Source organism: Derxia gummosa DSM 723 (assembly GCF_000482785.1).
Taxonomy (GTDB): domain Bacteria; phylum Pseudomonadota; class Gammaproteobacteria; order Burkholderiales; family Burkholderiaceae_E; genus Derxia; species Derxia gummosa.
The window spans coordinates 608,977-634,890 of sequence record NZ_AXWS01000007.1 but is presented as its reverse complement, the minus strand read 5'-3'; the positions used below and the strand labels follow the sequence as shown (position 1 = coordinate 634,890).

The following is a 25,914-nucleotide window of genomic DNA, read 5'->3' as shown; positions in this document are numbered from 1 at the left end:
GATCGCGGCCCGACCGCCCGAAATCGCCGATTGCCACAGCCTCGAAAAAACCGGCACAGACCCGCCTTGAAATGCGCGAGGCCCGTCCCTATTATTAGCACTCGCCGGGGGTGAGTGCTAAACGCATGACGCGGACTCGAATCCGACCGTCACGCGGCTCATTCCCAAGCCCGCCGCCGAGCGGGCACCCGCCGGCAGGCGCGTCGAGCGCCGCCGGCAAGCACATCTGAAGTGGCCAACACCACAGCATTCAAGGAGCGATTCGAATGAACCTTCGTCCCCTGCACGATCGCGTGATCGTCAAGCGCCTCGACAACGAAACCAAGACCGCCTCGGGCATCGTCCTGCCGGATACGGCTGCCGAGAAGCCGGACCAGGGCGAAGTCCTCGCCGTCGGCCCGGGCAAGAAGAACGACAAGGGCGAAGTCATCGCCCTGCAGGTCAAGGTCGGCGACCGCGTCCTGTTCGGCAAGTACGCCGGCCAGACCGTCAAGATCGACGGCAAGGAAGTGCTGGTCATGCGCGAGGAAGACCTCTTCGCCGTCGTCGAAGCGTAATCACGCTTCGGTCCAGTCAGTTCATCCCGAATTCAGAGGTAATCAAACATGGCAGCCAAGCAAGTCCTGTTCGCTGACGACGCCCGCGCGAAGATCGTCAACGGTGTCAACGTCCTGGCCAATGCGGTCAAGGTCACCCTGGGCCCGAAGGGTCGCAACGTCGTGCTCGAGCGCTCGTTCGGCGCCCCGACCGTGACCAAGGACGGCGTGTCGGTCGCCAAGGAAATCGAACTCAAGGACAAGTTCGAGAACATGGGCGCCCAGCTCGTGAAGGAAGTCGCCAGCAAGACCAGCGACAACGCCGGTGACGGCACCACGACCGCGACCGTGCTGGCGCAAGCCATCGTCCGCGAAGGCTTCAAGTACGTGGCCGCCGGCTTCAACCCGACCGACCTTAAGCGCGGCATCGACAAGGCCGTCGCCGCCATCGTGACCGAGCTGAAGAGCATCTCGAAGCCGACCACGACGTCGAAGGAAATCGCCCAGGTCGGCTCGATCTCGGCCAACAGCGACACCGACATCGGCCAGATCATCGCCGACGCGATGGAAAAGGTCGGCAAGGAAGGCGTCATCACCGTCGAAGACGGCAAGTCGCTGAACAACGAACTCGACGTCGTCGAGGGCATGCAGTTCGACCGCGGCTACCTGTCCCCGTACTTCATCAACAACCCCGAGAAGCAGATCGCCGCGCTCGACAACCCCTTCATCCTGCTGCACGACAAGAAGATCTCGAACATCCGCGATCTGCTGCCGGTGCTGGAACAGGTTGCCAAGGCCGGTCGTCCGCTGCTGATCATCGCGGAAGACATCGAAGGCGAAGCGCTCGCCACGCTGGTGGTGAACAACATCCGCGGCATCCTCAAGACCGTTGCCGTCAAGGCGCCGGGCTTCGGTGACCGTCGCAAGGCCATCCTCGAAGACATCGCCATCCTGACGGGCGGCGCGGTCATCGCCGAAGAAGTCGGCCTGACGCTCGAAAAGGCCACGCTGAACGACCTCGGCCAGGCCAAGCGTGTCGAGATCGGCAAGGAAAACACCACGATCATCGACGGCAACGGCGACGGCAAGAACATCGAAGCGCGCGTCAAGCAGATCCGCGCCCAGATCGAAGAGTCGACCAGCGACTACGACCGTGAAAAGCTGCAAGAGCGCGTCGCCAAGCTGGCGGGCGGTGTTGCGGTCATCCGCGTCGGCGCCGCGACCGAAGTCGAAATGAAGGAAAAGAAGGCCCGCGTCGAAGATGCGCTGCACGCCACCCGTGCTGCTGTCGAAGAAGGCGTCGTGCCTGGCGGCGGCGTCGCGCTGCTGCGCGCCCGCGCCGCGGTCAAGGACATCAAGGGCGACAACCACGACCAGGACGCCGGCATCAAGATCGTCCTGCGGTCGGTCGAAGAGCCCCTGCGCCAGATCGTCGCCAACGCCGGTGACGAGCCCAGCGTCGTCATCAACAAGGTGCTCGAAGGCACGGGCAACTACGGCTACAACGCCTCGAACGGCAGCTACGGCGACCTCGTCGAGCTGGGCGTTCTGGACCCGGCCAAGGTCACCCGCTCGGCGCTGCAGAACGCCGCGTCGGTCGCCGGTCTGATCCTGACCACCGATGCGATGGTCGCCGAACTGGCCGAAGACAAGCCGGCGCCCGCCATGCCCGGTGGCATGGGCGGCATGGGCATGGACATGTAATGTCCAGCCGGCGCGCGACGCCACAAGCGGCGCGCGCCAGTGCTCGAAAAGGCCCGTCGGGTTATCCCGGCGGGCTTTTTTTACATTCGGGCCGGGAACTTTCGCGGCTTCCGGGATTGAATGCGGCTGGCATTTGCTCACCGGAGAACCCGATGACCCATCAGGAACGCGTGCTTGCCGAGCAGGCACTTGCGCTGGTCGAGATGCTCGACGCGCGACAGGGCCCGATCTCGCATGTCGATCTGGCCGATCTGCTCGCCGCGCTGCGAGAACTCAATGGCCGGGCGGTCGCCACGCCTGCCGTGCCGCCCCGGCCCTTCGACGCGCTGCGGCTCGTGCGCGTGGCCTGAACGGTGCCGGCCTGTCTGCCGCCGGACGGCGCGCAAGACCGCGAGGCGGCCGCCGAGCGCGCGAGTCCTGCCTCACCCGAATACGGGCAGCGCTGCCGAACCGCCTAAACTCGCGGGTTTGGCAAGCGACCGGAACCGCCCCATGAGTTTCAACACCCTCCTGCGCTCGCGCTGGACCAATGCGAACACGATGCTCTGCGTGGGCATCGATCCCGACCCGCACCGCATCCCCGCGCACCTGCCGCGCAATGACGCGCTGTTCCAGTTCTGCCGCGTCATCGTCGATGCCACCGCCGATTACGCCTGCGCCTTCAAGCCGCAGTTCGCGCACTTCGCCGCCCAGGGCGCCGAAGAGGTGCTCGAAGAACTGATCGACTACATCCACAACGCCCACCCCGGCATCCCCGTCATCCTCGACGCCAAGCGCGGCGACATCGGCAGCACCGCCGAGTACTACGCGCGTGAAGCCTTCGAGCGCTACCGGGCCGACGCGGTCACGGTCAATCCCTATCTTGGCGCCGACTCGGTCAAGCCCTATGCCGACCATGCCGACAAGGGCGTGATCATCCTGTGCCGCACCTCGAATGCCGGCGGCAGCGATCTGCAATTCCTCGATTGCGGCGGCCAGCCGCTCTACCAGCACGTCGCGCGACTCGTGGCCGAGAAGTGGAATGCCAACGGCAACTGCGGTCTCGTCGTGGGCGCGACCTTCCCGGCCGAGCTGGCCAGGGTGCGCGAGATCGTCGGCGACATGCCGCTGCTGATTCCGGGCATCGGCGCCCAAGGCGGCGACGTGATCGCCACCGTCAAGGCTGGTCGCACCGCGGGGGGTACGGGGATGATCATCAGCAGCTCGCGCGCCATCCTGTACGCGGGCAAGGGCGAAGACTTCGGTGCCGCCGCGCGCATCGCCGCCAAGGCCACGCGCGACGCGATCAACGACGCCAATACCTGACGCCGCCGCGCGGCGCGACGGGCCGCCGGTGCCGTCCACGGACGCCCGGCCGCCGGCCCGCCGCCCCCGAGCGCCAGCTGCGGATCCTTTCGACACCGGCCCACACGCCCACAACAAACAGCAGGGAGATCGAAGCCATGCGCATCCTCATCGCGGAAGACGACAACACCCTTGCCGACGGCCTGCAATCGACGCTGCGCCAGAGCGGCTTCGCGGTGGACGTGTTCAAGAACGGCGCCCAGGCCGACGCCGTGCTCGCGTCGCAGAGCTATGACCTGCTCATCCTCGACCTCGGCCTGCCCAAGATGCCCGGCCTCGAAGTGCTGCGCCGTCTGCGCGCGCGCAATTCGCGGCTGCCGGTGCTCATCCTGACGGCGGCCGATTCGGTGGAAGACCGCGTGCGCGGCCTCGACCTCGGCGCCGACGACTACATGGCCAAGCCCTTCGCGCTGAGCGAGCTGGAAGCGCGCGTGCGCGCCCTCGTGCGGCGCGGCGTGGGCGGCGGTCCGACGCTGCTCAAGCACGGCCCGCTCTCCTTTGACTCGGTCGGGCGGATGGCCTACCTCAACGAACAGCCGCTGGAACTGTCGGCGCGCGAGCTGGGCATTCTCGAAGTGCTGCTGCAACGCACCGGCCGGCTCGTGAGCAAGGAGCAGTTCGTCGATCAGCTCTGCGAATGGGGCGAAGAGGTGTCGAACAACGCGATCGAGGTGTACGTGCACCGGCTGCGCAAGAAGATCGAGGCGGGCGGCGTGCGCATCATCACCGTGCGCGGCCTCGGCTACTGCCTCGAGAAGTGGGTCGAGCCGACCGAGCCGCCGCAATCCCAGCCGGCCGCCTGATGACCGAGCGTTCCTGGCGCCGCGTCTGGCGCCGCGCGACCTCGGGCGAGGCCGCCATTCTTGCCGTCGGCGGCGATCCGGCGGCGAACGCCGAAGCGGCGCAGGCATCTGCGCGCGGCGCGGCGTCGGCTGGCGGTGCCAGCCTGCACGGTGCCGGCCCGCACGCTGCGGCCTCGCATGGCGCGGGCCTGCACGGCGATGCTCCCGAGCCCGATCCCGCCCCGCCGCCGGCCGATCCGCTCGGCGTGACCGGTGCCTACGCGGCGGTGATCGCCCAGCCGCCGGTGGCGCTCGGCATGCCCGAGGATGTGTTCGTCCGTCCCGCGCCGTCGCCCGCCGACGAGGCCGACCCGCATCCCCAGGCGGCGCCGTATTCGCTGTTCGGCGAGATCCTCGACTGGATGCTCGCGCCGCTGCTGCTGCTGTGGCCGATGTCGATCGCGGTCACCTATCTCGTCGCGCAGAGCATCGCCAACACGCCCTTCGACCGCGCGCTCGAAGCCACCGTGCGCACGCTCGCGCAGCAGGTGCAGGTGCGCGACGCTCGCATGGTGTTCGATTTCACCGAGGCGGCGCGCGAAATCCTGCATGCCGACGACGCGGCCGGCGTGTACTACCAAGTGTGGAGCGCCGACGGCCAGGTGCTGAGCGGCAACAAGGACCTGCCGCCGCCGTTCCCGCCCGGCGTGCAGGTGGAGGACGAGATGACCGTGCGCGGCATCGTCCGTTTCCGGCCCGAGACCATGGGCGACGACCAGCTGCGCGTCGCCTCGCTCTATCTCGACCCGAGCGTGTATGGCGGCGCGGAGGAAACCGCCGACGCGCCCGTGCTCGTGCAGGTGGCCGAGACGCTCGAAAAGCGCGCCGCGCTCGCCAGCGAGATCGTCAAGGGCGTGATCCTTCCGCAGTTCCTCATCCTGCCGATCGCGGTGCTGCTGGTGTGGGCCGGCCTGTCGCGCGGCATCCTGCCGCTCAACCAGTTGCAGCGCCGCATCCGCGCCCGCGCGCCCGACGACCTCAGCCCGATCAACCCCAATGACGCGCCCGAGGAGCTGCTGCCGCTGATCGAGTCGTTCAACGACCTGCTCGCGCGGCTCGACACCACCGTCAGCCGCCAGCGCCGTTTCATCGCCGACGCAGCCCACCAGATGAAGACACCGCTCGCCGGCCTGCGCACCCAGGCCGAGCTGGCCCTGCGCGAGCACGACCCCGCCGAGCTGCGGCGCCGCCTGCACAACGTGGCCGACAGCACCGAGCGCGCGACCCGCCTCATCAACCAGCTGCTCGCGCTCGCGCGCGCCGAGGCGCAGACGGTGCAGGCACCGCCGCTCGAATCGGTGGAACTCGTCGGCCTCGCGCGCGACGTGGTGAGCGACATGTTCGAGCGCGCGCTCGACAAGCGCATCGACCTCGGCCTCGAGGCGCCCGACGAGCCGGTGCCCGTGCTCGGCATGCCGATCATGCTGGCCGAGCTGGTCAAGAACCTCGTGGACAACGCGCTGCGCTACACGCCCGGCGGCGGCGCGGTGACGGTGCGCATCGAATCGAACGGCGGCCTCGTCACGCTGGAAGTGGAAGACACCGGCCCGGGCGTGGCCGAGCACGAGCGGCCGCTGGTGTTCGAGCGCTTCTACCGCGTGCTCGGCTCGGGCCAGGACGGCTCGGGGCTGGGCCTCGCGATCGTGCGCGAGATCGCGGCCCAGCATGGCGCCGAGGTCATCCTCAGCTTCAACCCGCGCGCGCCGGCCTTCCGCGAAGGCGCCAGCGACGACGAGCGCCGGCTGCCCGGCTGCCTCGTGCGCGTGACCTTGCGCTCGGCCTTCGAGACGGGCTGAACGCCGGCACCGGCATGCCTGTCCGTCCCGTCCGGCACCGACATGCGTTTCCGCCGCGCCGACATGGCTGACGGCGCAATCGCACGCGGCGTGCTGCGCCCGACCGGCAGCCGTCGCTCTGGCGCCTTCCCATCCTGAATCTCCGCCGCCGATCCCGATCGCGCGGCAGTCCAGAAGGAGAGATTCATGCCGGACGAAGTGAAGGACATCCCGCCCCAGCACCAGCCGCGCCAGCCCGGCATCGAGGCCGACATGACGCCGCCGCCGCGCGTGCTGGGCCAGGACAAGGTCGGCGGCAGCGGGCTGCTGAAGGACAAGGTCGCGCTCATCACGGGCGGCGACAGCGGCATCGGCCGCGCGGTGGCGGTGGCCTTCGCGCGCGAGGGCGCGAAAGTGGTGATCGCCTATCTCGACGAGCAGAACGACGCCGAGGAAACCCGCGCACTCTGCGCCGCCGAGGGCGGCAAGTGCGAGCTGGTGGCCGGCGACATCGGCCAGCCCGGCGTGGCCGAGAACGCGGTGCAGACCGCGATCGACGCCTTCGGCCAGCTCGACATCCTCGTCAACAACGCCGCCGAGCAGCATCCGCAGGAACGCTTCGAGGATGTGTCAGCCGATCAGGTCGAGCACACCTTCCGCACCAACGTCTTCGGCATGTTCAACCTCACGCGCGCCGCGCTGCCGCATCTGAAGGAGGGCGCGGCGATCGTCAACACGACGTCGGTCACGGCCTATCGCGGCAGCCCGCACCTGGTTGACTACGCGGCGACCAAGGGCGCGATCGTCGGCTTCACGCGCTCGCTCGCGGGCCAGCTCGCGCAACGCGGCATCCGCGTGAACGCGGTCGCGCCGGGGCCGATCTGGACGCCGCTCATTCCGTCCACGTTCAGCGAGGAGCAGGTGGCGGAGTTCGGCAAGAAGGTGCCGCTCGGCCGGCCCGGCCAGCCCGAGGAAGTGGCGCCGTGCTACGTGTTCCTCGCGTCGGCGCAGGCGTCGTACATGACCGGGCAGGTGCTGCATCCGAATGGCGGCGAGGTCGTCAACGGCTGAGCCGGCGGCTGCGGTCGTCGGTCCCGCGCGGCGCCGTGCGGGGCGGCGGCAAGGCGGGCGATGTCGCGCCGCGGGTCTCGCCATACCGGAGCGCACGTCCCGTGCGAAAGGCCGTAAATGCCTGATCTTTCGGGCCGGAGGGGCTGGGTTACCATGCCTTGCCCCTAACGGAGACCCAGAGACATGAGACGTTTACGACGCAACGACCGTTCGGGCGCGGGCCGTGGAAGCGGCCTTCTCGTGCGCCTCGCCACGGCCGCGTCGGCCGCCGGCAGCCGCATCGAGGACCAGTGGTGGGACGCCCGCCTCGCCGAGGCGATCAAGCCGCTGCTCACCAACGTGGGCATGCACACCATCGAGAATTCGCTCGAACGCCTGAGCCAGACCAATCCGCGCGCCTACGACATCCTGGCCGACGCGGTCGAGTGCGCGGTCGAGAGCGGCATCCTCGCGCATGACGGTGCCGAGCACGACTGTCTGCTCTTCCTCGCGCCGGCGCTCGCGTGGTCGCGCGGCCGCATCCCGAGCGGCAAGCTGCGCGACGCCGATCTCGACGCGCTGCGCATCCAGCTCGGCGCCCATGTGTTCGCGCCCGGCGCGCGCATCGCGCTGTCCGACCGTCTCTACACGCCCGACCAGTTGCCCGGCTCCTATGCCCAGGAAGTCACGCTCGCTCGCGCGCTGTTCGCGGCGGCGCTCGGCGAGGGCCGCCACGCGCCGCGCGCCGACCAGATTCCCGAGGCCATCGACTTCGTGAGCGATGCGCGCTACGTGATCGGCGCGGTCGCGGTGCCCAAGGGCACGGCCATGTTCGTTTACCAGGGCGAGGACGTGACCATCGAGGCCAGCGCGCAGGCCTGGGCCGAGCAGGGCCACGGCGCGCTCGCGCCGATGCTGGTCGGCTGCCAGTTCGAGCTGATGCCGCCGGGTGCCTACTACTCGACGCTGCGTCGCGTGGACCAGACCGCGCGTGCCTTCTACCTGCGCTCGGGCGTCGAGTTTCTCGGCGCGATGCTCAATGCCGAGCCGGCCGGGCTGACGGCCTCGTTCGGCCCCTTCCACGAGGGCCAGCTCATCGAGTACCGCATCGGCCTGACGGTCGGCCGCAGCGAGGAGATCTTCCACGGCGTGGTCTGGCCGGTGCTGAGCGACACCGATCTAGACGAAGGCCCGGAGCAGATCCGTGCCCTCCTCACTGGCCTGGGCGTGACGCGCATCGTCGAGCACGAACACCGCTTTCCGCTCGAATTCAGCGAGGAGTACGGCGACCCGCTGTTCCCGAGCGCGACCGGCGAGCTGGTGCGCGCCGAGCTGCCCGAGGACGCGGAGCCGGCGCCGATGCATCTGCATTGAGGCGGCTCGCGGCAGGGCCGGGCCTGACCCGGCGCGGATGAGGCGGCTTCGGCCGCCTTTTTCATTGGCGCGGCCGGCCGCGCCTCAACCGCCGGCCACCGGCTCGACCAGCCCGTGGCTTGCGGCGATGCGGAACAGGTGCAGATCGCTCTGCGCGCCGAGCTTCTGGCGGATCGCCGAGAGGTGGTTGAGCACGGTCTTCGGGCTGAGGTGCAGCAGGTCGGCCACGCGCGCCGAGGGTTCGCCGGCGGCGAGCAGACGCAGCACCTCGAACTCGCGCAGCGTGAGCCGGCTCGCGAGGTCGTCGCCATCGATGGCGGCGCGTGCAAGCGTTTGCGCGATCTCGGCGGCGAGCATGCGGCGACCGAGCGCCACGCCCCGGATCGCATCGAAGATGGCCTCGGGCTCGCTGCGCTTGGTCATGTAGCCGAGCGCGCCGGCGCGCAGCGCCTGGGTGGCATGGCTTGCGCCGTCGTGCATCGACAGCACCAGCACGCGCAGCGCGGGCTCGCGCGCGAGCATGCGGCGGATCGCGTCGAGGCCGCTGCCGCCGCGCAGCGACAGGTCCACGATCGCCACGTCGATGCCGCCGTCGAGCAGGCGCGCATAGGCCTCGTCGCCGTCGGCCGCTTCGGCGACGACACGGCACCAGCTTTCGGCGTCGAGCAGACGGCGGTAGCCGGCGCGCACGACGGCGTGGTCGTCGACCAGCATCAGGCGGATCACGATGCGGCTCCGGAGCGCGGGCCGGCGGCATCCATCACGCCGGCCTCGACGGCAACGGACGCCGGCGTCCGCTCCGGCGCGCCGGCCGCCGCCGCGTCGCCCGGCGCGCGCGGCACCCGTCCGATCACCTTCAGCCCGCGCGGCGCGAGGTCGAGCAGGCCGAGGCTGCCACCCGCCATCGCCAGCCGTTCGCGCATGCCGGTCACGCCGCTGCTGGCGGCGCGCAGCACATGCTCGGCGCGGCCGCCGCCGTCGTCCTCGACGCTGGCCTCGACCAGATCGCCGCGCACGTCGAGCGCGACCTTCACCCGGCGCGCGCCGGCATGGCGCAGCACGTTCGTGAGCGCCTCCTGCACGAGCCGGAACAGCGCCAGCGCCGCCGCCGGTTCGAGCGGCGGCAGCACCATCGGCAGCCGGTGCGTGATGCGCGGCCCCCGAGGCCGCCGCGCGAAGCCCTCGACCAGCTCGTCGAGCGCGGCGGCGAGGCCGAGCCCTTCCAGCCCGTGCGGCCGCAGCCGCGCGAGCATCGAGCGCAGCTGGCCGTGCAAGCGGCGCACTTCGCCGGAGATCTCGTCGGCGCATTCGCGCACGCGGGCCGGGCCGGCGTCGGGATGGCGCGCGAGATAGCCGGCGGCCAGGCCGACGGCGGTGAGCGACTGCCCGAGTTCGTCGTGCAGGTCGCGCGCGAGGGCGCGGCGCTCGGCGTCCTGGGTCTCGATGAGGCGCCGGGTCAGGTGCTGCTCGGCGGCACGGGCGGTGTCGAGGTGGCGCGCGAGCCGGTCGATCGCCTCGGCCACGCGCGCGAATTCGGGCAGGTCGAAGCGCGGCAGCACGGCGGCGCGTTCGCCGCGTTCGAGCCGGGCGAGGCCGGCGACGAGTTCGCGTACCGGCATGAGCGCGCGGCCGACGGCGGCGCGTGCCGCCAGCACGGTGGCAACCGACACGAGCAGCAGCGGCAGCAGCAGGCGCGCGGCGTCGCGCAGCTTTTCGGCGCGCTCGCCGGCGCCGTCGGGACGCAGCACGAGCCAATGGTCGCCGGCGGGCAGGCGGTGGTCGCCGACCGCGATCGCGGCGTCGTGGTCCGCGGTGCGGGGTTCGAGGCGCAGCGCCAGATGGCGCGATCGGGTGTCGGCCAGCAGGTCTGGCAGGGGCCGGTCGGCCGGGTGGTCGGCGAGGCCCGGCGTGTTTCGGGCGTGGACGGCGGCGGCAGCGTGGTCGGCGTGGCCGGTCGCCCCGACCGGCCGCGTGGCGGCATGCGTGTCCGCGCGCAAGCCGGCCAGCGCGTCTGTCCGCGCGGCGGCCGCCACCACCCGTGCCAGGTCGTTCGCCGCGCGCAGCTCCTCGCGCGCGTCGGCATCGAGATTGACCACCGACGCCGCCAGCACGCCCGCCAGCAGCGCCGCGTGAAAGCCCGCGAGCTGCCAGGTCAATCGTCGCCGCAAATCTCCCATTGCTGTCTCCCGCTGAAACGATGCGGGAAATGGCGCAATCGCCGTACCGAAATGCCGGGCAATCGGGCCGGAATGCAAAAGTCGGGAATCCTTCCCGCCCGGCGATGGGCCGGGATTGCCGGAATCGAGATTGCGGGATTCGATCGCGCAATCGGGTTCGGTGGTGCAAGCGGGTAATCCCGCAATTCGCTCGGGAAGAATTCCCGCAATTACTGCCGCAATCGCGAATCGGCGGTCACGAAGGCGAAATGTCGGTGCCGGCGACGCATGCGTTGCCGTGGGCATTTGCCGTATTCGCCCTCTTTCTGCGGTGTCTGGCCGATGCCACGCCGCGCGCGCAAAAAAAAAGCGGTGGCACTGGCCACCGCCTGGAATCGGGTCGGCGCGGACCCTGGAGGTAGGAGAAGCGCACTGCCCAAATCTGCAACAGATCGCGGGCAATTCGTTTCTCCCATGCGCAATCGCAGTGTGCGCGAGCCCTGCATTGGCCACCCGGGAAAAACTCCCGCCTTTGCCGGGAGGTCGTCCCGGGCGAATTGCCGATTGCGTTTCCTACACTGGATTGACGCCCGCCGGAGCAAAGGCGGGCCACCAATCCATATCCAGAACGGAGACAAGCCAATGACCTTCCCGACGACGCGCCGTATCGCCGGCCATGCGCTGCGCGCGCTGACTGTCGCCATCGCCGCCGGCCTTGCCGCCCAGGCCCATGCCGCCGGCAAGCCGGTGACCTGGGACGACATCGCCAACGACGCGGCCACCCCCGGCGACGTGCTCCAGTACGGCATGGGCGTGAAGGCCCAGCGCTTCAGCCCGCTCAGGAAGCTGAACGCGCAGACGGTCAGGTGGCTGACGCCGGCCTGGAGCTTCAGCTTCGGCGGCGAGAAGCAGCGCGGCCAGGAGGGCCAGGCCCTGGTGCATGACGGCACGGTGTACGTGACGGCCTCGTACTCGCGCATCTACGCGCTCGACGCCCGCACCGGCCAGAAGAAGTGGGAATACGAGCACCGACTGCCCGACGACATCCGCCCCTGCTGCGACGTGGTGAACCGGGGCGCCGCGATCTACGGCGACAAGGTGTTCTTCGGCACGCTCGACGCGGGCATCGTTGCCCTCGACAAGGACACCGGCAAGGTCGTGTGGAAGGAGAAGTTCGAGGACCACAAGGTCGGCTACACGATGAGCGGCGCGCCGACGCTGGTGAAGGACAAGGTCACGGGCCGGGTGCTGCTCATCCACGGCAGCTCGGGCGATGAATTCGGCGTGGTCGGCCGGCTGTACGCGCGCGATCCGGATACCGGCGACGAGGTCTGGATGCGCCCCTTCGTCGAGGGCCACATGGGGCGCCTCAACGGCAAGGACAGCACGCCGACCGGCGACCCGAAGGCGCCGTCCTGGCCCGACGACGCCAGCTCGCCCACCGGCAAGGTCGAGGCCTGGAGCCATGGCGGCGGCGCGCCCTGGCAGTCGGCGTCCTTCGATGTCGAGAACAACATGATCGTGGTCGGCGCCGGCAATCCGGCGCCTTGGAACACCTGGGCCCGCACGAAGAAGGGCGATGACCCGCGCAACTGGGAAAGCCTGTTCACCTCGGGCCAGGCCTATGTCGATCCCTCGACCGGCGAGCTGAAGGGCTTCTACCAGCACACGCCCAACGACGCCTGGGACTTCTCGGGCAACAACGAGATCGTGCTGTTCGAGTACACCGATCCGGCCACCGGCAAGCTGGTCAAGGCCGGCGCGCATGCCGACCGCAACGGCTTCTTCTTCGTGACCGACCGCAGCAAGCTCGCGACCGGGGCCGGCTATCCCAACAAGCCGACGGCGCTGCTCGCGGCCTTCCCCTTCGTGGATGGCATCAACTGGGCCAGTGGCTTCGACGTCAAGACCGGCAAGCCGATCGAGGCCGAGCCCTCGCTGCGCCCGCCGCTGCCGAAGGACGGCGCCGAGAAGGGCGAGGCCAGGTTCATCTCGCCGCCCTTCCTCGGCGCGAAGAACTGGAACCCGATGTCCTACAGCCCCGACACCGGCCTGTTCTACATCGCCGGCAACGAATGGGCCGAGGACTACTGGACCGAGAACGTCACCTACAAGGCCGGCTCGGCCTATCTGGGCCAGGGCTTCCGCATCAAGAAGCTGTTCGACGACCACGTCGGCGTGATCGAGGCGCTCGACCCGAAGACCGGCAAGGTGCTGTGGAAGAACAAGGAGAAGTTCCCGATGTGGGCCGGCACGCTGGCGACCGCGGGCGGACTGATCTTCACCGGCACCGGCGACGGCTATCTCAAGGCGCTGGACGCGAAGACGGGCAGGGAGCTGTGGAAGTTCAACACCGGCGCCGGCATCGTCGCCGCGCCGATCACCTGGGAACAGGACGGCGAGCAGTACGTCGGCATCCACAGCGGCTACGGCGGCGCGGTGCCGCTGTGGGGCGGCGACATGGCCCAGCTCACCAAGCAGCTCCAGCAGGGCGGCTCGTACTGGGTGTTCAGGCTGCCGAAGGACATGGCGGGCAAGTGAGGGCGACGACTGCCTTGCTGGTCGCGCTCGCGGCCGGTCCGGCGTCGGCGGCGTCCGTCACCGACGGCGTGTCGCCGGCCGGGCACGCGGTGGTACAGGCGGGGGCGGCTGCCGGCGATGACGGCGCGGCGGAATTCCGCCCGCCGCTCGTCTTCGGCGACTGCCACATCTGGCCGCATGCGCGCTGCGCCGGCGCCGATCTGCGCCATGCCGATCTGTCGGCGCGCGACCTCGCGGGCGCCGACCTGCGCGGCGCGAAGCTGGCGCGGGCCGACCTGCGCGTCGCCAATCTGGCGGGCGCCAATCTCGACGGCGCCGACCTGAGCGGCGCGCGGCTGGAGATGGCCAACCTGTCGGGCGCGTCGCTGCGCGGCACGATGCTGGTCGGCGCCAACCTCGAACTCGCGCGGGCCTTCCGCGCCGATTTCAGCGGGGCCGACCTGCGCGCGAGCAATTTCGAGGCGGTGCGCGCGCACTACGCCTGGTTCACCGGCGCCGACCTGCGCGACGCCGATCTGCAGGAAGCCAAGTTCAACGCCGCCAACCTCGCCCGCGCGCGGCTGGCGGGCGCGAAGCTGCGCTTCACGATCTTTCCCGATGCGTTCACCGAGGGTTGCGATGGCTGTCCGGCGGAATGAGGCGAGGGCCGGCGGGCTGGCGTGGAGCTGGCGCGGCGCGCTCGCGGCGGCGCTGCTGGCCGGCGCGGCGATGGACTGTCTGGCCGATGCGGCGCGGGCGCCCGTCGAGCAGAACCCGCGTCGCGGCGACCCGGCCGCGATCGCGGCGGGGCAGGCGGCATTCAACGCCAACTGCGCGCGCTGCCACGGCGTCGATGCCGCGGCCTTCCCGGCCGGCGGGCCGGACCTGCGGCGACTCGACGCCTACTGCCGCAAGCTCGATCCCGGCCCGCTGCGCGAGACCTGCCGGCGCGACAACGATGCCTACTTCCTCGAGTCGGTGCTGCTCGGCAAGAAGCGCGTCGGCATCGAGCACATGCCGGCCTGGGACGGCGTGCTGCCGCGCGACGAGATCTGGGCGATCCGCAGCTGGCTGGAGACGCGCGGACGCTGACGGCCGGTCGAGCCCGTCCGACCCGGCGCCGCGAGAGCCATGCAAGACATGGTGAGCCGGGTTGGCGCCAGCCCGTCGGGCGGGGCATGTTGGTTCTGCTTCACCGGAAGGAGACCTTCATGACTGCACGCACCCGATTCATCCACCGCGCCGCCGCGCTCGTCGTTGCCGGTAGCGCGGGGCTGGCATTCGCCGCGCCCTCGGCGCTGCTCAAGGCACTCGATCCCGACAACGACGGCACCGTCAGCCTCGCGGAGGCGAGGACAGCCGCCGAGGCGCGCTTCGCGGCGCTCGATCCCGACCAGGACGGCACCCTCGACGCGAAGGAACTCGAGGCCGTGAAGATCACGCGGGCCGAACTCGGGACGGTCGATCCCGACCGCGACGGCAAGCTCGACAAGGCCGAGTACCTCGCGCTGGTCGAGCTGCGCTTCAAGGCGGCCGATCCCGACAACGACGGCACGGTGTCCGACGCCGAGTTCGGGACCAAGGCGGGCAAGGCGCTGGCGAGCCTGCTCGTGAAGTGATGCTGACGCGGGGCCGACCGCCGGCCCGGTGGGCGGAGGACTGCGCAGGCCCGTATTGCGACGGCGGGCCGGCTCCGCGCGAGTCGGCCGGCATCGAGGTCCCGGCGCGGAATCAGGCGGCTTCGGCCGCCTTCTTCTTTGCCGCGCGCTTCTTCGCGGCCGGTTCTGGCGCGGTGCCCGCCGGGGTGTCGGACGTGGCGGCGTCGGCGGCCTTGCGCGCCTTCTTCGGCTTGAGCAGCGGCTCGACCGGCTGGTAGGGATCGGCGATGCGGAAGCGCCTGAGGATGCGGGTTTCGAGCGCTTCCATCGCGTCGGCCTCGTCGTCTTCCTCGTGCTCGTAGCCGCAGGCGTGCAGCACGGCGTGGATGACCATGTGCGCGCAGTGATGCTCGAAGCTCTTGCGCTGGCCGCTGGCCTCGCGCGCCACCACCGGCACGCAGACGACGATGTCGGCCTCGACCGGAGCGCTGTCGTCGTCGGGGTCGTGCAGGTTGAAGGTGAGCACGTTGGTCGCGTAGTCGCGGCCGCGATGGTCGCGGTTGAGCGCACGGCCTTCCTTGGCGCCGACGAAGCGCACGGTGAACACGCAGTCGCGCGCTTCGCCTTCGAGGCCGGCGGCGACGGCGGCCTTGGCCCAGCGGCGGATGCGGTCGCGCGCGGGCAGTTCCTCCACGCGCAGCGGCGGGACGTATTGCACGGCGAGGTGGAGGGCGGGGGCGGCGTCGGTCATGGCGTTGCGGAGTGAGGGGGCGGCGCGCGGGCCGAAAGGTTCAAGGATGCGATTGTGGGCCGCCCGTCGCCGGGGCGGGCGTGATGCGCTCGGTGCGCGGTGGGCGGGCGTGGCGCGGCTGTCGTATCGGCGATGGTGCTGGCGTCGGCGGCAGCGACCGGGCCGGCTCAGTTCTGCTGCGACGCGCGCTCGTAGGCATCGACGATGCGGCCCACGAGCGGATGGCGCACCACGTCGGCCGAGGTGAAGCGCGTGAACGAGATGCCGCGCACGCCGTCGAGCACCTCCAGCGCGTCGGCGAGGCCGCTGCGATGGCCGCGCGGCAGATCGACCTGGGTGATGTCGCCCGTCACCACGGCCTTGCTGCCGAAGCCGATGCGCGTCAGGAACATCTTCATCTGCTCGGGCGTGGTGTTCTGGGCCTCGTCGAGGATGACGAAGGCGTTGTTGAGCGTGCGGCCGCGCATGTAGGCGAGCGGCGCGATCTCGATGGCCTGGCGCTCCTGCAACTTGAGGGTCTTGTCGAAGCCGAGCAGGTCGTAGAGCGCGTCGTACAGCGGGCGCAGATACGGATCGACCTTCTGCGCGAGGTCGCCGGGCAGGAAGCCGAGCCGCTCGCCGGCCTCGACCGCCGGGCGCGTGAGCACCACGCGCTGGACGGCGTCGCGCTCCAGCGCATCGACCGCGCAGGCGACGGCGAGATAGGTCTTGCCCGTGCCGGCCGGGCCGACGCCGAAGGAGATGTCGTGGCTGAGGATGGCGCGCAGGTAGTCGCGCTGGCGCGGCGTGCGGCCGTGCAGGTCGTGGCGTCGGGTGCGCAGCACCGGGTTGGCCGGCTCTTCGAGCGGATGGCCGGGCAGGCGGGCGGTGACGGGCGCGCCGTTGTCGTCGGTGGGGGCGCGGCGGTGCCGGGCGTCGTCGCCGCCATCGGCGTCGGCGGGCAGTTCGCGGTAGTCGAGGTCGGCGCTGCCATCGTTGGAGGCGTCGTCCGGCTCGATCGTGCGGGGCGCGGACTTGCGGCGCGAGCGGGCACGGGCGGTTTCCAGGCTGGCGATGCCGGCGCCCGCCGCCACGGCGGCGCCTGGCTTGCCGCGTCCGGCGCCGCGCGCGTCGTCATTGCCACCGGCGTCGGCCGCGCCGTCGCCGGCATGGCCGGCCTCGACGAGCGCGAGCTGCACCACGCCGATGTCGATGCGCCCGCGCGTCGCGGCGAGGCCGCGCAGCAGCTCGATGGCCTCGGGCGCGCGGCGGCCGTGCACGTCGAAGTGCGCGCCGCGCCGGCTCACGGTGATGTCGAGCGCGGCTTCGATCTGGCGCAGGTGTTCGTCGAGCGGGCCGCAGAGTTCGGCGAGGCGGGGGTTGTCGAGCTGGTCGAGGCTGAGTCGCATTCGGTCGGGCAGTCGGGCGCGAGGCGCCGGGAAGGATGGTCGATGACGCGAGGGTGGCGCGCCTGCGCCGGCCCGTCGCGGAAAAGTGGTGTCGGTCAGTAGCTCGTGCGCAGGATCGGCGCCTTGAGCGCGAGGTCGAGCAGTTCGGCGCTTTCCTGCACATGGGCGCGGGCCTCGGCCGACAGGCCGGCGAGCTTCGCGCCGCGCAGCTTGCCGAGCAGGCCGATGGCGCTCGCGCGGGCGACCGAGCGCACGTCGGCGGGCGTCGCGGGCGAGGGCTTGACGAGCGGATCGGCGAGGCGGCGCAGGTATTCGCGCTGGAGGTTGCGGCGCTGCTGCGGGATGTCTGCGCCGCTGGCCAGCTCGGCGAAGATCGCTTCCTGCAGGCGCGCATGCAGTTCGGCCAGGCCGAGCGCCTGTTTCGGATCGGGCAAGGCGAGCGGCGCGTCGATCAGCCGTTGCGCGACGCCGTCGGACAGGAGCCGGTCGAGCAGCATGCGCTGGCCGACCAGCGCCGCCTGGTTGAGCGACAGCGGCTCGGGCGAGTCGTAGCCGCGCAGCAGCCCGTCCTGCGATAGCCGCGCGACGAACTCGGGCTTCAGCCCGCCGGCGTTGGGCGTGAACAGCGCGTCGCGCACGAGGGCGAGCGCCTCGCGCTGGCGCGCCGCCGGCACCGGCGTGTACGGGTTGCGGCCGCTGCCGGCGTGGTCGCGCACATGCACGACGCCGCCGACGTACTTGGCCGCGATCAGCGCCACGCCGGTCTGCTGGCCGATGCCGGTGATCACGTTGCGGCGCAGCACGTCGTAGCTCTCGCCGGGCTTGAGCGTCTTGAGTTGCAGCCGGTCGAGCAGCTCGCGCGTGAGCTTCATGCGCCGGCGCGCGAATTCGAGCGGATCGCTGCCGAGGTCGCGCGTGTTGACCTCGGGGTCGTAGCCGTCGGCGCCGCTGAACGAGGACGACGCTTCCTCGTCGGTGCCGTAGGCCAGCTCGGGCGCGATGCCGCGCGCGGCGATGTCGGCGAGCTGGCGCGCCTCGTCGTCGGCGGGCAGCGGCTTGTAGGCGTACTCGATGGCCCAGTAGTCGTAGGCGCCGAGGCCGGTCATCGCGATCGCGCTCCAGGGCTCGCCTTCGAGCGGCAGGTTGAAGGCGTTGTAGTCCATGACCGAGCCGGAAATCTGGTGCTCGCGCGCGTAGGCGGGCTTCTCGATGTCGGCCAGCTTGTGGATCGTCGAGGCGCGGAAGTTGTGGCGCAGGCCGAGCGTGTGGCCGACCTCGTGGGTGATCACGTCCTTGAGCACCTGCTTGACGAGCGCGTCGGCCTCCGGGCTGTCGGGCGCGATCTCGCCGCGCAGCGCGGCCAGTTCGAGCGCGAAGTCGAGTTCGGCGAGGGCGCTGTCGGCGTGCTCGCAGAGCATCGCGTCGTGGGCGCCGCCGAAGCCGCCGGGCAGCGGGGCGTGCTCATGGCGCTCGCCGCGCAGCAGGCGGGTCCAGGGCGCGCTGGCGGCGTCGCCGGTGGCCGCGGCACCGGGCTGGCGCGGCGTCTGCTCGGTCACGTAGCGGCGCGGGATGCTGACCCAGCCCTGCGAGACCGCGATGTCGGCGTCGAGGATTTCGCCGGTGCGCGGATCGACGCGGCTCGGGCCGATGGCGAGCGCGCCTTCCTCGGTGTCGAGGAACCAGCGGATCGAGGCGTGGCGGCTGTCGGCGAGGTCGAAGTCGGGGTTGTCGGGCGCGAGTTCGGCGCGGATCGCGTCCTTGAAGCCGATGCGCTCGAAGGCCTTGTTCCACTCCAGCACGCCGGCGATCACGGTCTCGCGGTAGCGGTCGGGGATGTTGCGGTCGAGCCAGAAGGTGATGGGCTTGACCGGCTCGGACAGCGCGGCGGCCGGGTCTTTCTTGTCGAGTCGCCAGCGGTTGACGAAGAACTTGCGCGGCGGGCGCACGTCGGTCGGGTCGTCGGCGAAGTTCCAGCGCGTGGTGTTGAAGTGGCCGACGCGGTCGTCGGCGGCGCGGGTGGCCATCGGCTGCGCGGGCAGCGGCGCGAAGCTGTAGAGGTAGCCGAGCACCAGGCTGCGGCCGTCGGGCAGGTTGCGCGGCGTGCTGGGCAGTTGCGTGCCCGGCGGCACCGGGCCGGCGGGCGGCGCGGGCAGGCGCGGGATCGCGTAATGCGCGGCCACCTCGATGCTCGTCAGCTCGGCCGAGGCGTGCAGCTTGCCGAACACCGAATTGCGCGGGTCGAAGGCATAGGGCAGGCGGTAGAGCGCCTCGAACTGCGTGCTCGCGCCGGGAATGTCGGACAGCAGGATCGGATTCAGCTCGACCAGCACCGCGCCGCCTTCGGCCTTGGGCTGGCTCGCCACGGTGCCGGCGCCGAGCAGGCTCTCGGCAAAGCTCTGGCCGAGCGCGCGCGCGAGCGGCGTGCCGTCGGGCGCGGTGAAGCGCGGATCGGTCGCCACCAGCTGCACCGCGTTGCCGACGCGGTGGAAGCGAACGAGGTAGTCCTGGAGCGTCCAGTTGCCGTAGAGGCGGCGTTCGCCGAGGCCGCGCGTGCGCGAGATGCTGAGGATGAAGTGCTGTTCGAACTGCGCGGGCGCGAGTTCGATCCAGACCTTGTCCTCCTTCTGCCAGAGCGGGAAGACGCCGTCGATGCGCTTGGCGTCCTTGATGACTTCGGCGAAGGGGCGGGGCGCGCCGGCGGCGGCGGGCGTCGTGCCGCCAGCGGCCGGTGTGGCGGCGGACGGGGTTGCCGCAGGCGCACCACCGCTCGCAGGCGTGCCGCCGCTTGCCGGCGCGCCGCTGGCCGGGCTCGCGCCGCCGGCGGGCTTGACGGCCGGTGCCGCGCCGGACGCGGCCGGGGTGGCAGTCACAGCCGGCTTCGCGGCGGAGGCCGCGGTGCCGTCGGGCGTGCTCGCGCAGGCGGCGAGCACCGACGGCAGCATCAAGGCGGCGACGAGTCGCGCAAGGCGGGTCGGACGGGCGGAGGCAGGCAGGGCGTGGGTCACGGCGTCAGCAGCGCAGGGGGAAGGAGTCGCGCAGTGTGCCTGCGCGTTCGCGCGCCGGGCAGCCGCGCGCGAACGGCTGCCGGCTCGGGGCGGTGCCGGGTCGGCGCGCGACGCTCAATGCTCGCCCGTCACCACAGCGCCGCGCAGCGAATGCGGATAGGCCTCGGTGATCGTCGCTTCCACCATCTGCCCGATGAGCCGCGCCGGCCCGGCGAAGTTGACGATGCGGTTGTTCTCGGTGCGGCCCATCAGCTCGTTCGGATCGCGGCGGCTCGGGCCTTCGACCAGGATGCGCTGCACCGTGCCCGCCATCGCGGCCGAGATGCGGCGCGCCTCCTCGTCGATCGTGGCCTGCAGCTTCTGCAGCCGCGCGAGCTTGGTTTCGTGCGGCGTGTCGTCTTCGAGGCTCGCGGCCGGCGTGCCCGGGCGCTTGCTGTAGATGAAGCTGAAGCTCGAATCGAAGCGCACGTCGTCGATGAGCTTCATCGTCTGCGCGAAGTCGGCCTCGGTCTCGCCCGGAAAGCCGACGATGAAATCGCTCGACAGCGACAGGTCGGGCCGCACCGCGCGCAGGCGCCGGATGATGTTCTTGAACTCCAGCGCCGAGTAGCCGCGCTTCATCGCCATGAGGATGCGGTCGCTGCCCGACTGCACCGGCAGATGCAGATGGCTCACGAGCTGCGGGATGCGGCCGTACACGTCGATCAGCCGCTGCGTGAATTCCTTCGGATGCGAGGTCGTATAGCGGATGCGCTCGATGCCCGGAATCTCGGCCACGTACTCCAGCAACAGCGCGAAGTCGGCGATGTCGGCCGTGTCGCCCATCGCGCCGCGATAGGCGTTCACGTTCTGGCCGAGCAGCGTCACTTCCTTCACGCCCTGGTCGGCCAGGCCGGCGACTTCGACCAGCACGTCATCGAGCGGCCGCGACACTTCCTCGCCGCGCGTGTAGGGCACGACGCAGAACGAGCAGTACTTCGAGCAGCCTTCCATGATCGACACGAAGGCGGTCGGGCCTTCCTTGCGGGCGGGCGGCAGGTGATCGAACTTCTCGATCTCCGGAAAGCTGATGTCGACCTGCGCCTTGCCGCTCGCGCGCTTGCGCGAGATGAGTTCGGGCAGGCGGTGCAGCGTCTGCGGACCGAACACCACGTCCACGTAGGGCGCGCGCGCGACGATCGCCTCGCCCTCCTGGCTCGCCACGCAGCCGCCCACGCCGATCACGAGATCGGGATTCGCCTGCTTGAGCGCGCGCACGCGGCCGAGGTCGCTGAACACCTTTTCCTGCGCCTTCTCGCGCACCGAGCAGGTGTTGAACAGGATGACGTCGGCTTCCTCGGGGTTGTCGGTGGTCTCGCAGGTCTCGGCCATCGCGGCGTAGTGCTCGCCGAGGACGTCGGCCATCTTGGCCGAGTCGTAGTCGTTCATCTGGCAGCCGAAGGTGCGGATGTAGAGCTTCTTGGTCATGTCGGTATCCGGGGCGGCGGCGCGGAGGACAGTGGCGCGCTCATGCCGCGAAGTGAAATTGAAACGGTCGGGGCCGATGGCCTGCAAAGGCTTGCAAGGCGCCGGCGAACGGCGGATAAACAAGGCTGCATTGCTGACATGGCGCGGACCTGTCGGTCCGCATGTCGAGCGCGCGCCGGGCGCTGGGCGTATGCCCAGGTATCGGTGCCGTACGGTGCGACCGGCATGGCCGGTCGGAGCCGCTGTGGCGGGTTCACGACCGACAACTCGTCCGCAGTGGTCGCAAGGCAGCACGGTCGAGGTAATGGCTGCACGGGTCGGCGGAAAGCGTCTGCCAGTGCGTCTGGTGGACGCTCGGGCCAGTCCGGCTGCGGGTTGCCGCGACGGCGTGGCTCGCTGGTCCTGAACCGCCGGACGCCGGCTTCAGGGCTTGGGCCAGGCCGGTTGCGGGTCGGTGCGCGAGATTTCGACATCGGTCAGCAGCCAGATGTCACGGAGACTGCTGTCGTTGTTGTAACGCAGCCGCGCGACCGCGCCATCTGGTACCGCCGACGGCGTGATGTAGCGGTTGTCGCGATCGAGGATGCGTGTGCCCGGCGCGAGTCGCGTCGTCTGGCTCCAGACCGCGAGATGCGAGACGTCGATCGGGCCGATCTCGGCCCGACGAGCATCGTCGGGAATGCGGCGTGTCTGGCCGTGGACCGGGATGGCCACGGCGCTGATGGCGATCGCGAGGATCGGCAAGAGCTTTTTCAAGGGAGTTCCTGGTTGAAAGGGAGCCTTGAGCGACTCCGGCAGAGTCGGCGGCGAGGGCACGATTCTAGCCAACCGTCGCTCGTGTCTTGCCGTGCAGCGGACGAAGTGTGTGCTACCAAACATGTTTCAATTTTGGGCGCAAGTATCCACTTCGATCAATATGAGGACTATTTCGCGCAGTGCATGCTGAAAAATTGTGCGGCGCGGAAGAGCTGTCTAGAATCAGTCCATCCTTCGAAAAACATTCCCACCGCCCTCAAGCTCCGCCTCCGGAGGCCGTAATGACTCAGTCCCGATTCGCCCGCAAGCTTCTCGTTCCGATGATGGTCGTGTGCGGCGCCGCAGGTGCCACGCTGGCAGTTGCAGCCAGTAACGCCGATGGCGCTCGCACTGACCAACCGCTCGTGATTGCCAATGCTGGCAGTTTCGTCGGCGAGGCTCGCTCGACGTTTGCCAATGCGACGCAGATGGTCACGACGCCCAGCCTATCGGCACGCATGAACACTGCCGTGGACGATGCCCGTCGCGTCGCGCATGCGCTGGCGGTGTCGTCGTCGGTCGGCCGCGAGACGGCCAGCCAGGACGCGCTGCTCGAAGCCGAGCTGGTCAATGTGCCGGAGGCGCTGCGCGAACCTTCGGCAGCCGCGCTGCTCGCTGCAGGCTTCGTGAGCATGCTGGTCATCGTGCGCCAGCGTCTCAAGCGCTGATTTCGCTCCGATTGCCGTCTTTCAGCTTGGTGGAAGTGCTGGCGGTCGTTAGAATCTCGCGCTTTTCGGGGTGTAGCGCAGTCCGGTAGCGCGCCTGCTTTGGGAGCAGGATGTCGGGGGTTCGAATCCCTCCACCCCGACCACACATTCAGGACGGGCCTGTCATCGCTGATGGCAGGCCCGTTTTTCATTTGGCCCGATGCACGAATCCGGTGAGCGACGGAGAGCTGCCCCGCACCTGCAATCCGTCGGCCTCCGGGAGATGAGCGCCACGCGGCGAGGCCGGCTCCGCCCTTGGCGGGCGCTGGCCACGGCAGCGAGCCAGCACGCCGCGATCAGGCCGCCTTGTCCGAACCGCCGGACGCCGCTGCCGCAAGCGCGGCGATCACCTCGCCACCGACGCCACCCTGCGGGTCGAGCAGCTGCACATGCGCCAGGAAGGCGCGCGCATCGGCCTCACGCCCCGAACGCAGCGAGATGAAGGCCAGTGCCTTCAGCGTGAAAAGCCAGAACCGCGCCGGACCGATCTGGCTGAAATCGGCAGCACCCGGCTGCACCCTGGTCCAGTCGGCATCAAGGCCGGCCTGTTCCGCCGCCATGTGCAAGCCCTTGCGCGCCGCCCGCTCGGCCAGTGCGAACTGGCGCCGACCGGCGTGGAACTTGTAGAGCAGGTAGTAGGTGGCGAGGCACTCGGGCGCCGAGGCCTGCGCAGTCCAGAGCAGCGCCTCGATCTGCTGCGGCGGCGCGCCGGCCGCCTGTTCGAGCAGGCGCCGCACCGACGGCGGCGTGTCGCTGCCGAAGTATTCGTCCGAAGACTCTCCGGTGAAGAGGTTCATCGCGATCGTCCTTGTGCAAGGGATTGCGAAGCGTCCGCTGCCGACCGCAAGGGCGGCCGGCATGGCGGACTCAGCTCCAGAGTTCCGGCGGGGCGAGCAGACGCTCGACGGTCTTACCGTTCTCGAGGTGCTCGTTGAAGATCTCGGGCACGTCGGCGGGCGTCACGCCGCTGTACATCGTGCCTTCGGGATAGACGAGGACGTTCGCGCCCGAATCGCAGGGGCCGAGGCAGCCCGAATACGTGATCGCGACCTTCTCGTAGGCATTGCGCTTCTGCAGCTCGGCCCAGAAGGTTTGCAGCACCTGGGTCGAGCCCTTGGCGGCGCAGCTGCCGCGCGGATGACCGGGCGGGCGCTGCTGCGTGCACACGAACACATGGCGTGCGGGACGGGACATGGCGAACTCCTTGTCGGATGTTTGTTGGAGTTTATGGAGGAAGACAACGAGTTGCCGGATGCCCCTGCACGCGCCGGCACGGGCATCCGGTCATGACCGCGCTCAGCCGAACTTGAACAACACGCCGTGGCCGCCGCGCGGGTACTCCCACTGCACGTTCGACAGTTCGGTGCAGATCACGCGGCAGGAGCCGCATTCGAGGCAGCCGTCGGTGATGAGGGTGACCGCGCCGTTGCCTTCCGCCTTGTAGCAGGAGGCCGGGCAGACGAAGGTGCACGACTGCGTCTTGCAGTCGTTCTTGCACAGGTCCGGTTCCTTGATCTTGATGTGCGGACGGCCGTGATCGACCTTGTAGCGGTTCTGGTAAAGCTTTTCTTCGACGTTGACGACGATGCTCATCGCGTGGCCCTCCACAGGTTGTAGGCGTCCTTCATGAGACCGACGAGCGAGCGGCTCGACCGGAAGCTGGTGCGGATTTCACGTTCCTTGGTCTGCTTGTCCACGTTGTCGACCGTGAACATGGTCTGCGCGGCCTTGGCCACGAGTTGCGGGTAGGACGTGAAGAACTGGTTGTTGTTGTGCAGGACCTCGGGCATGTGCCGGTACTTGTGCAGGTCCTTCATGACGAAGCTCGCGTCGAGCTTGTCCTTGTAGAGCTTGAGATTGGCGGCGGTCGTGTCCTTGCCGGCCTTCTTCAGCTCGCCGATGGTCTCGCCGGCCAGACGGCCCGAGGTCATCGCGAGGTTCGAGCCTTCGCGGTGGGCGGCGTTCACGAAGCCGGCCGAGTCGCCGACGATCATCCAGCCGTTGCCGTAGAGCTGGGGCAGGGCGAAGAAGCCGCCTTCGGGGATCAGGTGAGCCGTGTATTCCTTCATCTCGCCGCCTTCGATCAGCGGCGCGACCGACGGGTGCTTCTTGAGCTGTTCGAGCAGCGTGTAGGGCGAGGTGCGGTTCGGGTTCTTCTTGAAGTCGTCCAGGATGCAGCCGATGCCGATCGTGACCGATTCCTTGTTGGTGTAGAGGAAGCCGGTGCCGACCATGCCGTCGGTGATCGTGCCGAGCATCTCGATCACGACGCCTTCTTCTTCCTTGATGTTGAAGCGCTCCTGGATCTTCTCTTCGGGCATGAAGAGGATTTCCTTCACCGCGAGCGCGACGTTCTTGGCCTTGATGTCGGGATGGAAGCCGGCCTTGCGGGCGAGTGTCGAGTTCACGCCGTCGGCCAGCACGACCACGTCAGCGAACACGTCGCCACCTTCGCGGTCGCAGCGCACGCCGACCACGCGGTCGCCGTCCATCAGCAGTTCTTCGACCGTGGTCTCGCAGATGACCAGCGCGCCGGCTTCACGCACCTTGCCGCTGAACCACTTGTCGAACTGGGCGCGGATGATCGTGTAGCGGTTGTACGGCGGCTTGTTGTAGTCCTCCGAGCGGAAGTGCGAACCGACGAAGCTCTTGTCGTCGAGCACCCACATGCGCTGCTCGATGATGTGGCGCTCCAGCGGTGCGTCCTCTCGGAAGTCGGGAATGATCCGTTCGAGCGCGTCGGAATACAGGATGGCGCCCTGCACGTTCTTCGAGCCCGGCGTTTCGCCGCGTTCGATCTGCAGTACCTTCAGGCCCTGCTTGGCCAGCGTGTACGCCGCGGCGTTGCCCGAGGGGCCGGCACCGACGACGATCGCGTCAAACTTTTCTTTCATCATGATCG

Annotated in this window: 24 protein-coding genes and 1 tRNA gene; 14 read left to right on the top strand and 11 right to left on the bottom strand. The window is 69.7% G+C overall.

The genetic code is table 11. The features are described 5' to 3' along the window. Window positions 1-266: 266 nt before the first annotated feature. The 8 genes from groES (at window position 267) to H566_RS0103995 (ending at window position 8,625) form a co-directional block, all read left to right on the top strand. The gene (gene groES / locus H566_RS0104030; protein ID WP_028310428.1) at window positions 267-557 is read left to right on the top strand and encodes a co-chaperone GroES; all 291 of its coding nucleotides are present in this window, start codon (window positions 267-269) and stop codon (window positions 555-557) included. A gap of 48 nt (window positions 558-605) precedes the next feature. Next, window positions 606-2,240 carry a chaperonin GroEL gene (groL, locus tag H566_RS0104025; RefSeq protein WP_028310427.1) on the top strand — a complete coding sequence of 545 codons (1,635 nt, stop codon included), beginning with the start codon at window positions 606-608 and terminating at the stop codon, window positions 2,238-2,240. 152 nt (window positions 2,241-2,392) lie between these two features. Beyond that, window positions 2,393-2,590 (top strand): hypothetical protein, encoded by a 198-nt coding sequence (locus tag H566_RS0104020; RefSeq protein WP_028310426.1) that lies wholly within the window; start codon window positions 2,393-2,395, stop codon window positions 2,588-2,590. Window positions 2,591-2,732: 142 nt separating this feature from the next. Next, complete coding sequence (pyrF, locus tag H566_RS0104015; RefSeq protein ID WP_028310425.1) at window positions 2,733-3,545, top strand: orotidine-5'-phosphate decarboxylase; 813 nt, start codon at window positions 2,733-2,735, stop codon at window positions 3,543-3,545. A 137-nt stretch (window positions 3,546-3,682) separates the two neighbouring features. Beyond that, on the top strand, window positions 3,683-4,387 hold the full coding sequence (locus H566_RS0104010) for a response regulator (protein WP_028310424.1): 705 nt from the start codon (window positions 3,683-3,685) through the stop codon (window positions 4,385-4,387). Beyond that, window positions 4,387-6,222 carry a sensor histidine kinase gene (locus H566_RS22765; protein WP_245591284.1) on the top strand — a complete coding sequence of 612 codons (1,836 nt, stop codon included), beginning with the start codon at window positions 4,387-4,389 and terminating at the stop codon, window positions 6,220-6,222. The genes H566_RS0104010 and H566_RS22765 overlap by 1 nt, the downstream gene beginning before the upstream one ends. A 186-nt stretch (window positions 6,223-6,408) precedes the next feature. Then, complete coding sequence (locus tag H566_RS0104000; protein ID WP_028310423.1) at window positions 6,409-7,272, top strand: SDR family oxidoreductase; 864 nt, start codon at window positions 6,409-6,411, stop codon at window positions 7,270-7,272. A 183-nt stretch (window positions 7,273-7,455) separates the two neighbouring features. After that, a complete protein-coding gene (locus H566_RS0103995; protein ID WP_028310422.1) occupies window positions 7,456-8,625 on the top strand; it encodes a DUF2863 family protein in 1,170 nt (389 codons plus the stop codon). A gap of 84 nt (window positions 8,626-8,709) precedes the next feature. On the opposite strand, the gene H566_RS0103990 is transcribed toward H566_RS0103995, so the two are convergent. Continuing rightward, complete coding sequence (locus tag H566_RS0103990) at window positions 8,710-9,351, bottom strand: response regulator (RefSeq protein WP_028310421.1); 642 nt, start codon at window positions 9,349-9,351, stop codon at window positions 8,710-8,712. Beyond that, a complete protein-coding gene (locus tag H566_RS22760; RefSeq protein WP_051377974.1) occupies window positions 9,348-10,781 on the bottom strand; it encodes a sensor histidine kinase in 1,434 nt (477 codons plus the stop codon). The genes H566_RS0103990 and H566_RS22760 overlap by 4 nt, the downstream gene beginning before the upstream one ends. A gap of 642 nt (window positions 10,782-11,423) precedes the next feature. On the opposite strand from H566_RS22760, the gene H566_RS0103980 reads away from it, so the two are divergent. The 4 genes from H566_RS0103980 to lanM all read left to right on the top strand — a co-directional run bounded on the left by H566_RS0103980 (window position 11,424) and on the right by lanM (window position 14,920). After that, entirely contained in the window at window positions 11,424-13,322 is a 1,899-nt protein-coding gene (locus H566_RS0103980) for a methanol/ethanol family PQQ-dependent dehydrogenase (RefSeq protein ID WP_034410413.1), read from the top strand. Further along, the gene (locus H566_RS0103975) at window positions 13,319-13,960 is read left to right on the top strand and encodes a pentapeptide repeat-containing protein (protein WP_028310419.1); all 642 of its coding nucleotides are present in this window, start codon (window positions 13,319-13,321) and stop codon (window positions 13,958-13,960) included. Before H566_RS0103980 ends, H566_RS0103975 begins: the two co-directional genes overlap by 4 nt. Beyond that, the gene (locus tag H566_RS22755) at window positions 13,941-14,393 is read left to right on the top strand and encodes a c-type cytochrome (protein WP_051377972.1); all 453 of its coding nucleotides are present in this window, start codon (window positions 13,941-13,943) and stop codon (window positions 14,391-14,393) included. Before H566_RS0103975 ends, H566_RS22755 begins: the two co-directional genes overlap by 20 nt. 119 nt (window positions 14,394-14,512) lie before the next feature. Continuing rightward, entirely contained in the window at window positions 14,513-14,920 is a 408-nt protein-coding gene (gene lanM, locus H566_RS0103965) for a lanmodulin LanM (protein ID WP_028310418.1), read from the top strand. A 112-nt stretch (window positions 14,921-15,032) separates the two neighbouring features. Here the strand turns inward: lanM and ybeY are convergent, their stop codons facing one another. The 5 genes from ybeY to H566_RS0103940 all read right to left on the bottom strand — a co-directional run bounded on the left by ybeY (window position 15,033) and on the right by H566_RS0103940 (window position 22,266). Further along, complete coding sequence (gene ybeY, locus H566_RS22750) at window positions 15,033-15,650, bottom strand: rRNA maturation RNase YbeY (protein ID WP_084544722.1); 618 nt, start codon at window positions 15,648-15,650, stop codon at window positions 15,033-15,035. Between the two features lie 167 nt (window positions 15,651-15,817). Continuing rightward, entirely contained in the window at window positions 15,818-17,038 is a 1,221-nt protein-coding gene (locus H566_RS0103955) for a PhoH family protein (RefSeq protein ID WP_028310417.1), read from the bottom strand. A 95-nt stretch (window positions 17,039-17,133) separates the two neighbouring features. After that, window positions 17,134-19,908, bottom strand: coding sequence for a zinc-dependent metalloprotease (locus tag H566_RS0103950; protein WP_034410776.1), 2,775 nt, complete (start codon window positions 19,906-19,908; stop codon window positions 17,134-17,136). 249 nt (window positions 19,909-20,157) lie between these two features. Continuing rightward, window positions 20,158-21,510, bottom strand: coding sequence for a tRNA (N6-isopentenyl adenosine(37)-C2)-methylthiotransferase MiaB (miaB, locus tag H566_RS0103945; RefSeq protein ID WP_028310415.1), 1,353 nt, complete (start codon window positions 21,508-21,510; stop codon window positions 20,158-20,160). 423 nt (window positions 21,511-21,933) lie between these two features. Next, window positions 21,934-22,266: a hypothetical protein gene (locus H566_RS0103940; protein WP_156924284.1), complete on the bottom strand. Its 333-nt coding sequence runs from the start codon at window positions 22,264-22,266 to the stop codon at window positions 21,934-21,936. A gap of 281 nt (window positions 22,267-22,547) precedes the next feature. Here H566_RS0103940 and H566_RS28780 point away from each other — a divergent pair, with 281 nt between their 5' ends. Then, entirely contained in the window at window positions 22,548-22,973 is a 426-nt protein-coding gene (locus tag H566_RS28780; RefSeq protein ID WP_156924283.1) for a hypothetical protein, read from the top strand. A 66-nt stretch (window positions 22,974-23,039) separates the two neighbouring features. Further along, a tRNA-Pro gene (locus H566_RS0103930) sits at window positions 23,040-23,116 on the top strand. Between the two features lie 192 nt (window positions 23,117-23,308). Here the strand turns inward: H566_RS0103930 and H566_RS0103925 are convergent. From H566_RS0103925 to H566_RS0103910, 4 genes are all read right to left on the bottom strand, one after another. Next, the gene (locus H566_RS0103925) at window positions 23,309-23,809 is read right to left on the bottom strand and encodes a hypothetical protein (RefSeq protein ID WP_028310412.1); all 501 of its coding nucleotides are present in this window, start codon (window positions 23,807-23,809) and stop codon (window positions 23,309-23,311) included. 70 nt (window positions 23,810-23,879) lie between these two features. Then, entirely contained in the window at window positions 23,880-24,206 is a 327-nt protein-coding gene (locus tag H566_RS0103920) for a (2Fe-2S) ferredoxin domain-containing protein (protein ID WP_028310411.1), read from the bottom strand. A 102-nt stretch (window positions 24,207-24,308) separates the two neighbouring features. Continuing rightward, window positions 24,309-24,605 carry a ferredoxin family protein gene (locus H566_RS0103915; RefSeq protein WP_028310410.1) on the bottom strand — a complete coding sequence of 99 codons (297 nt, stop codon included), beginning with the start codon at window positions 24,603-24,605 and terminating at the stop codon, window positions 24,309-24,311. Then, on the bottom strand, window positions 24,602-25,906 hold the full coding sequence (locus H566_RS0103910) for an FAD-dependent monooxygenase (RefSeq protein ID WP_028310409.1): 1,305 nt from the start codon (window positions 25,904-25,906) through the stop codon (window positions 24,602-24,604). The genes H566_RS0103915 and H566_RS0103910 overlap by 4 nt, the downstream gene beginning before the upstream one ends. Window positions 25,907-25,914: the final 8 nt, after the last annotated feature.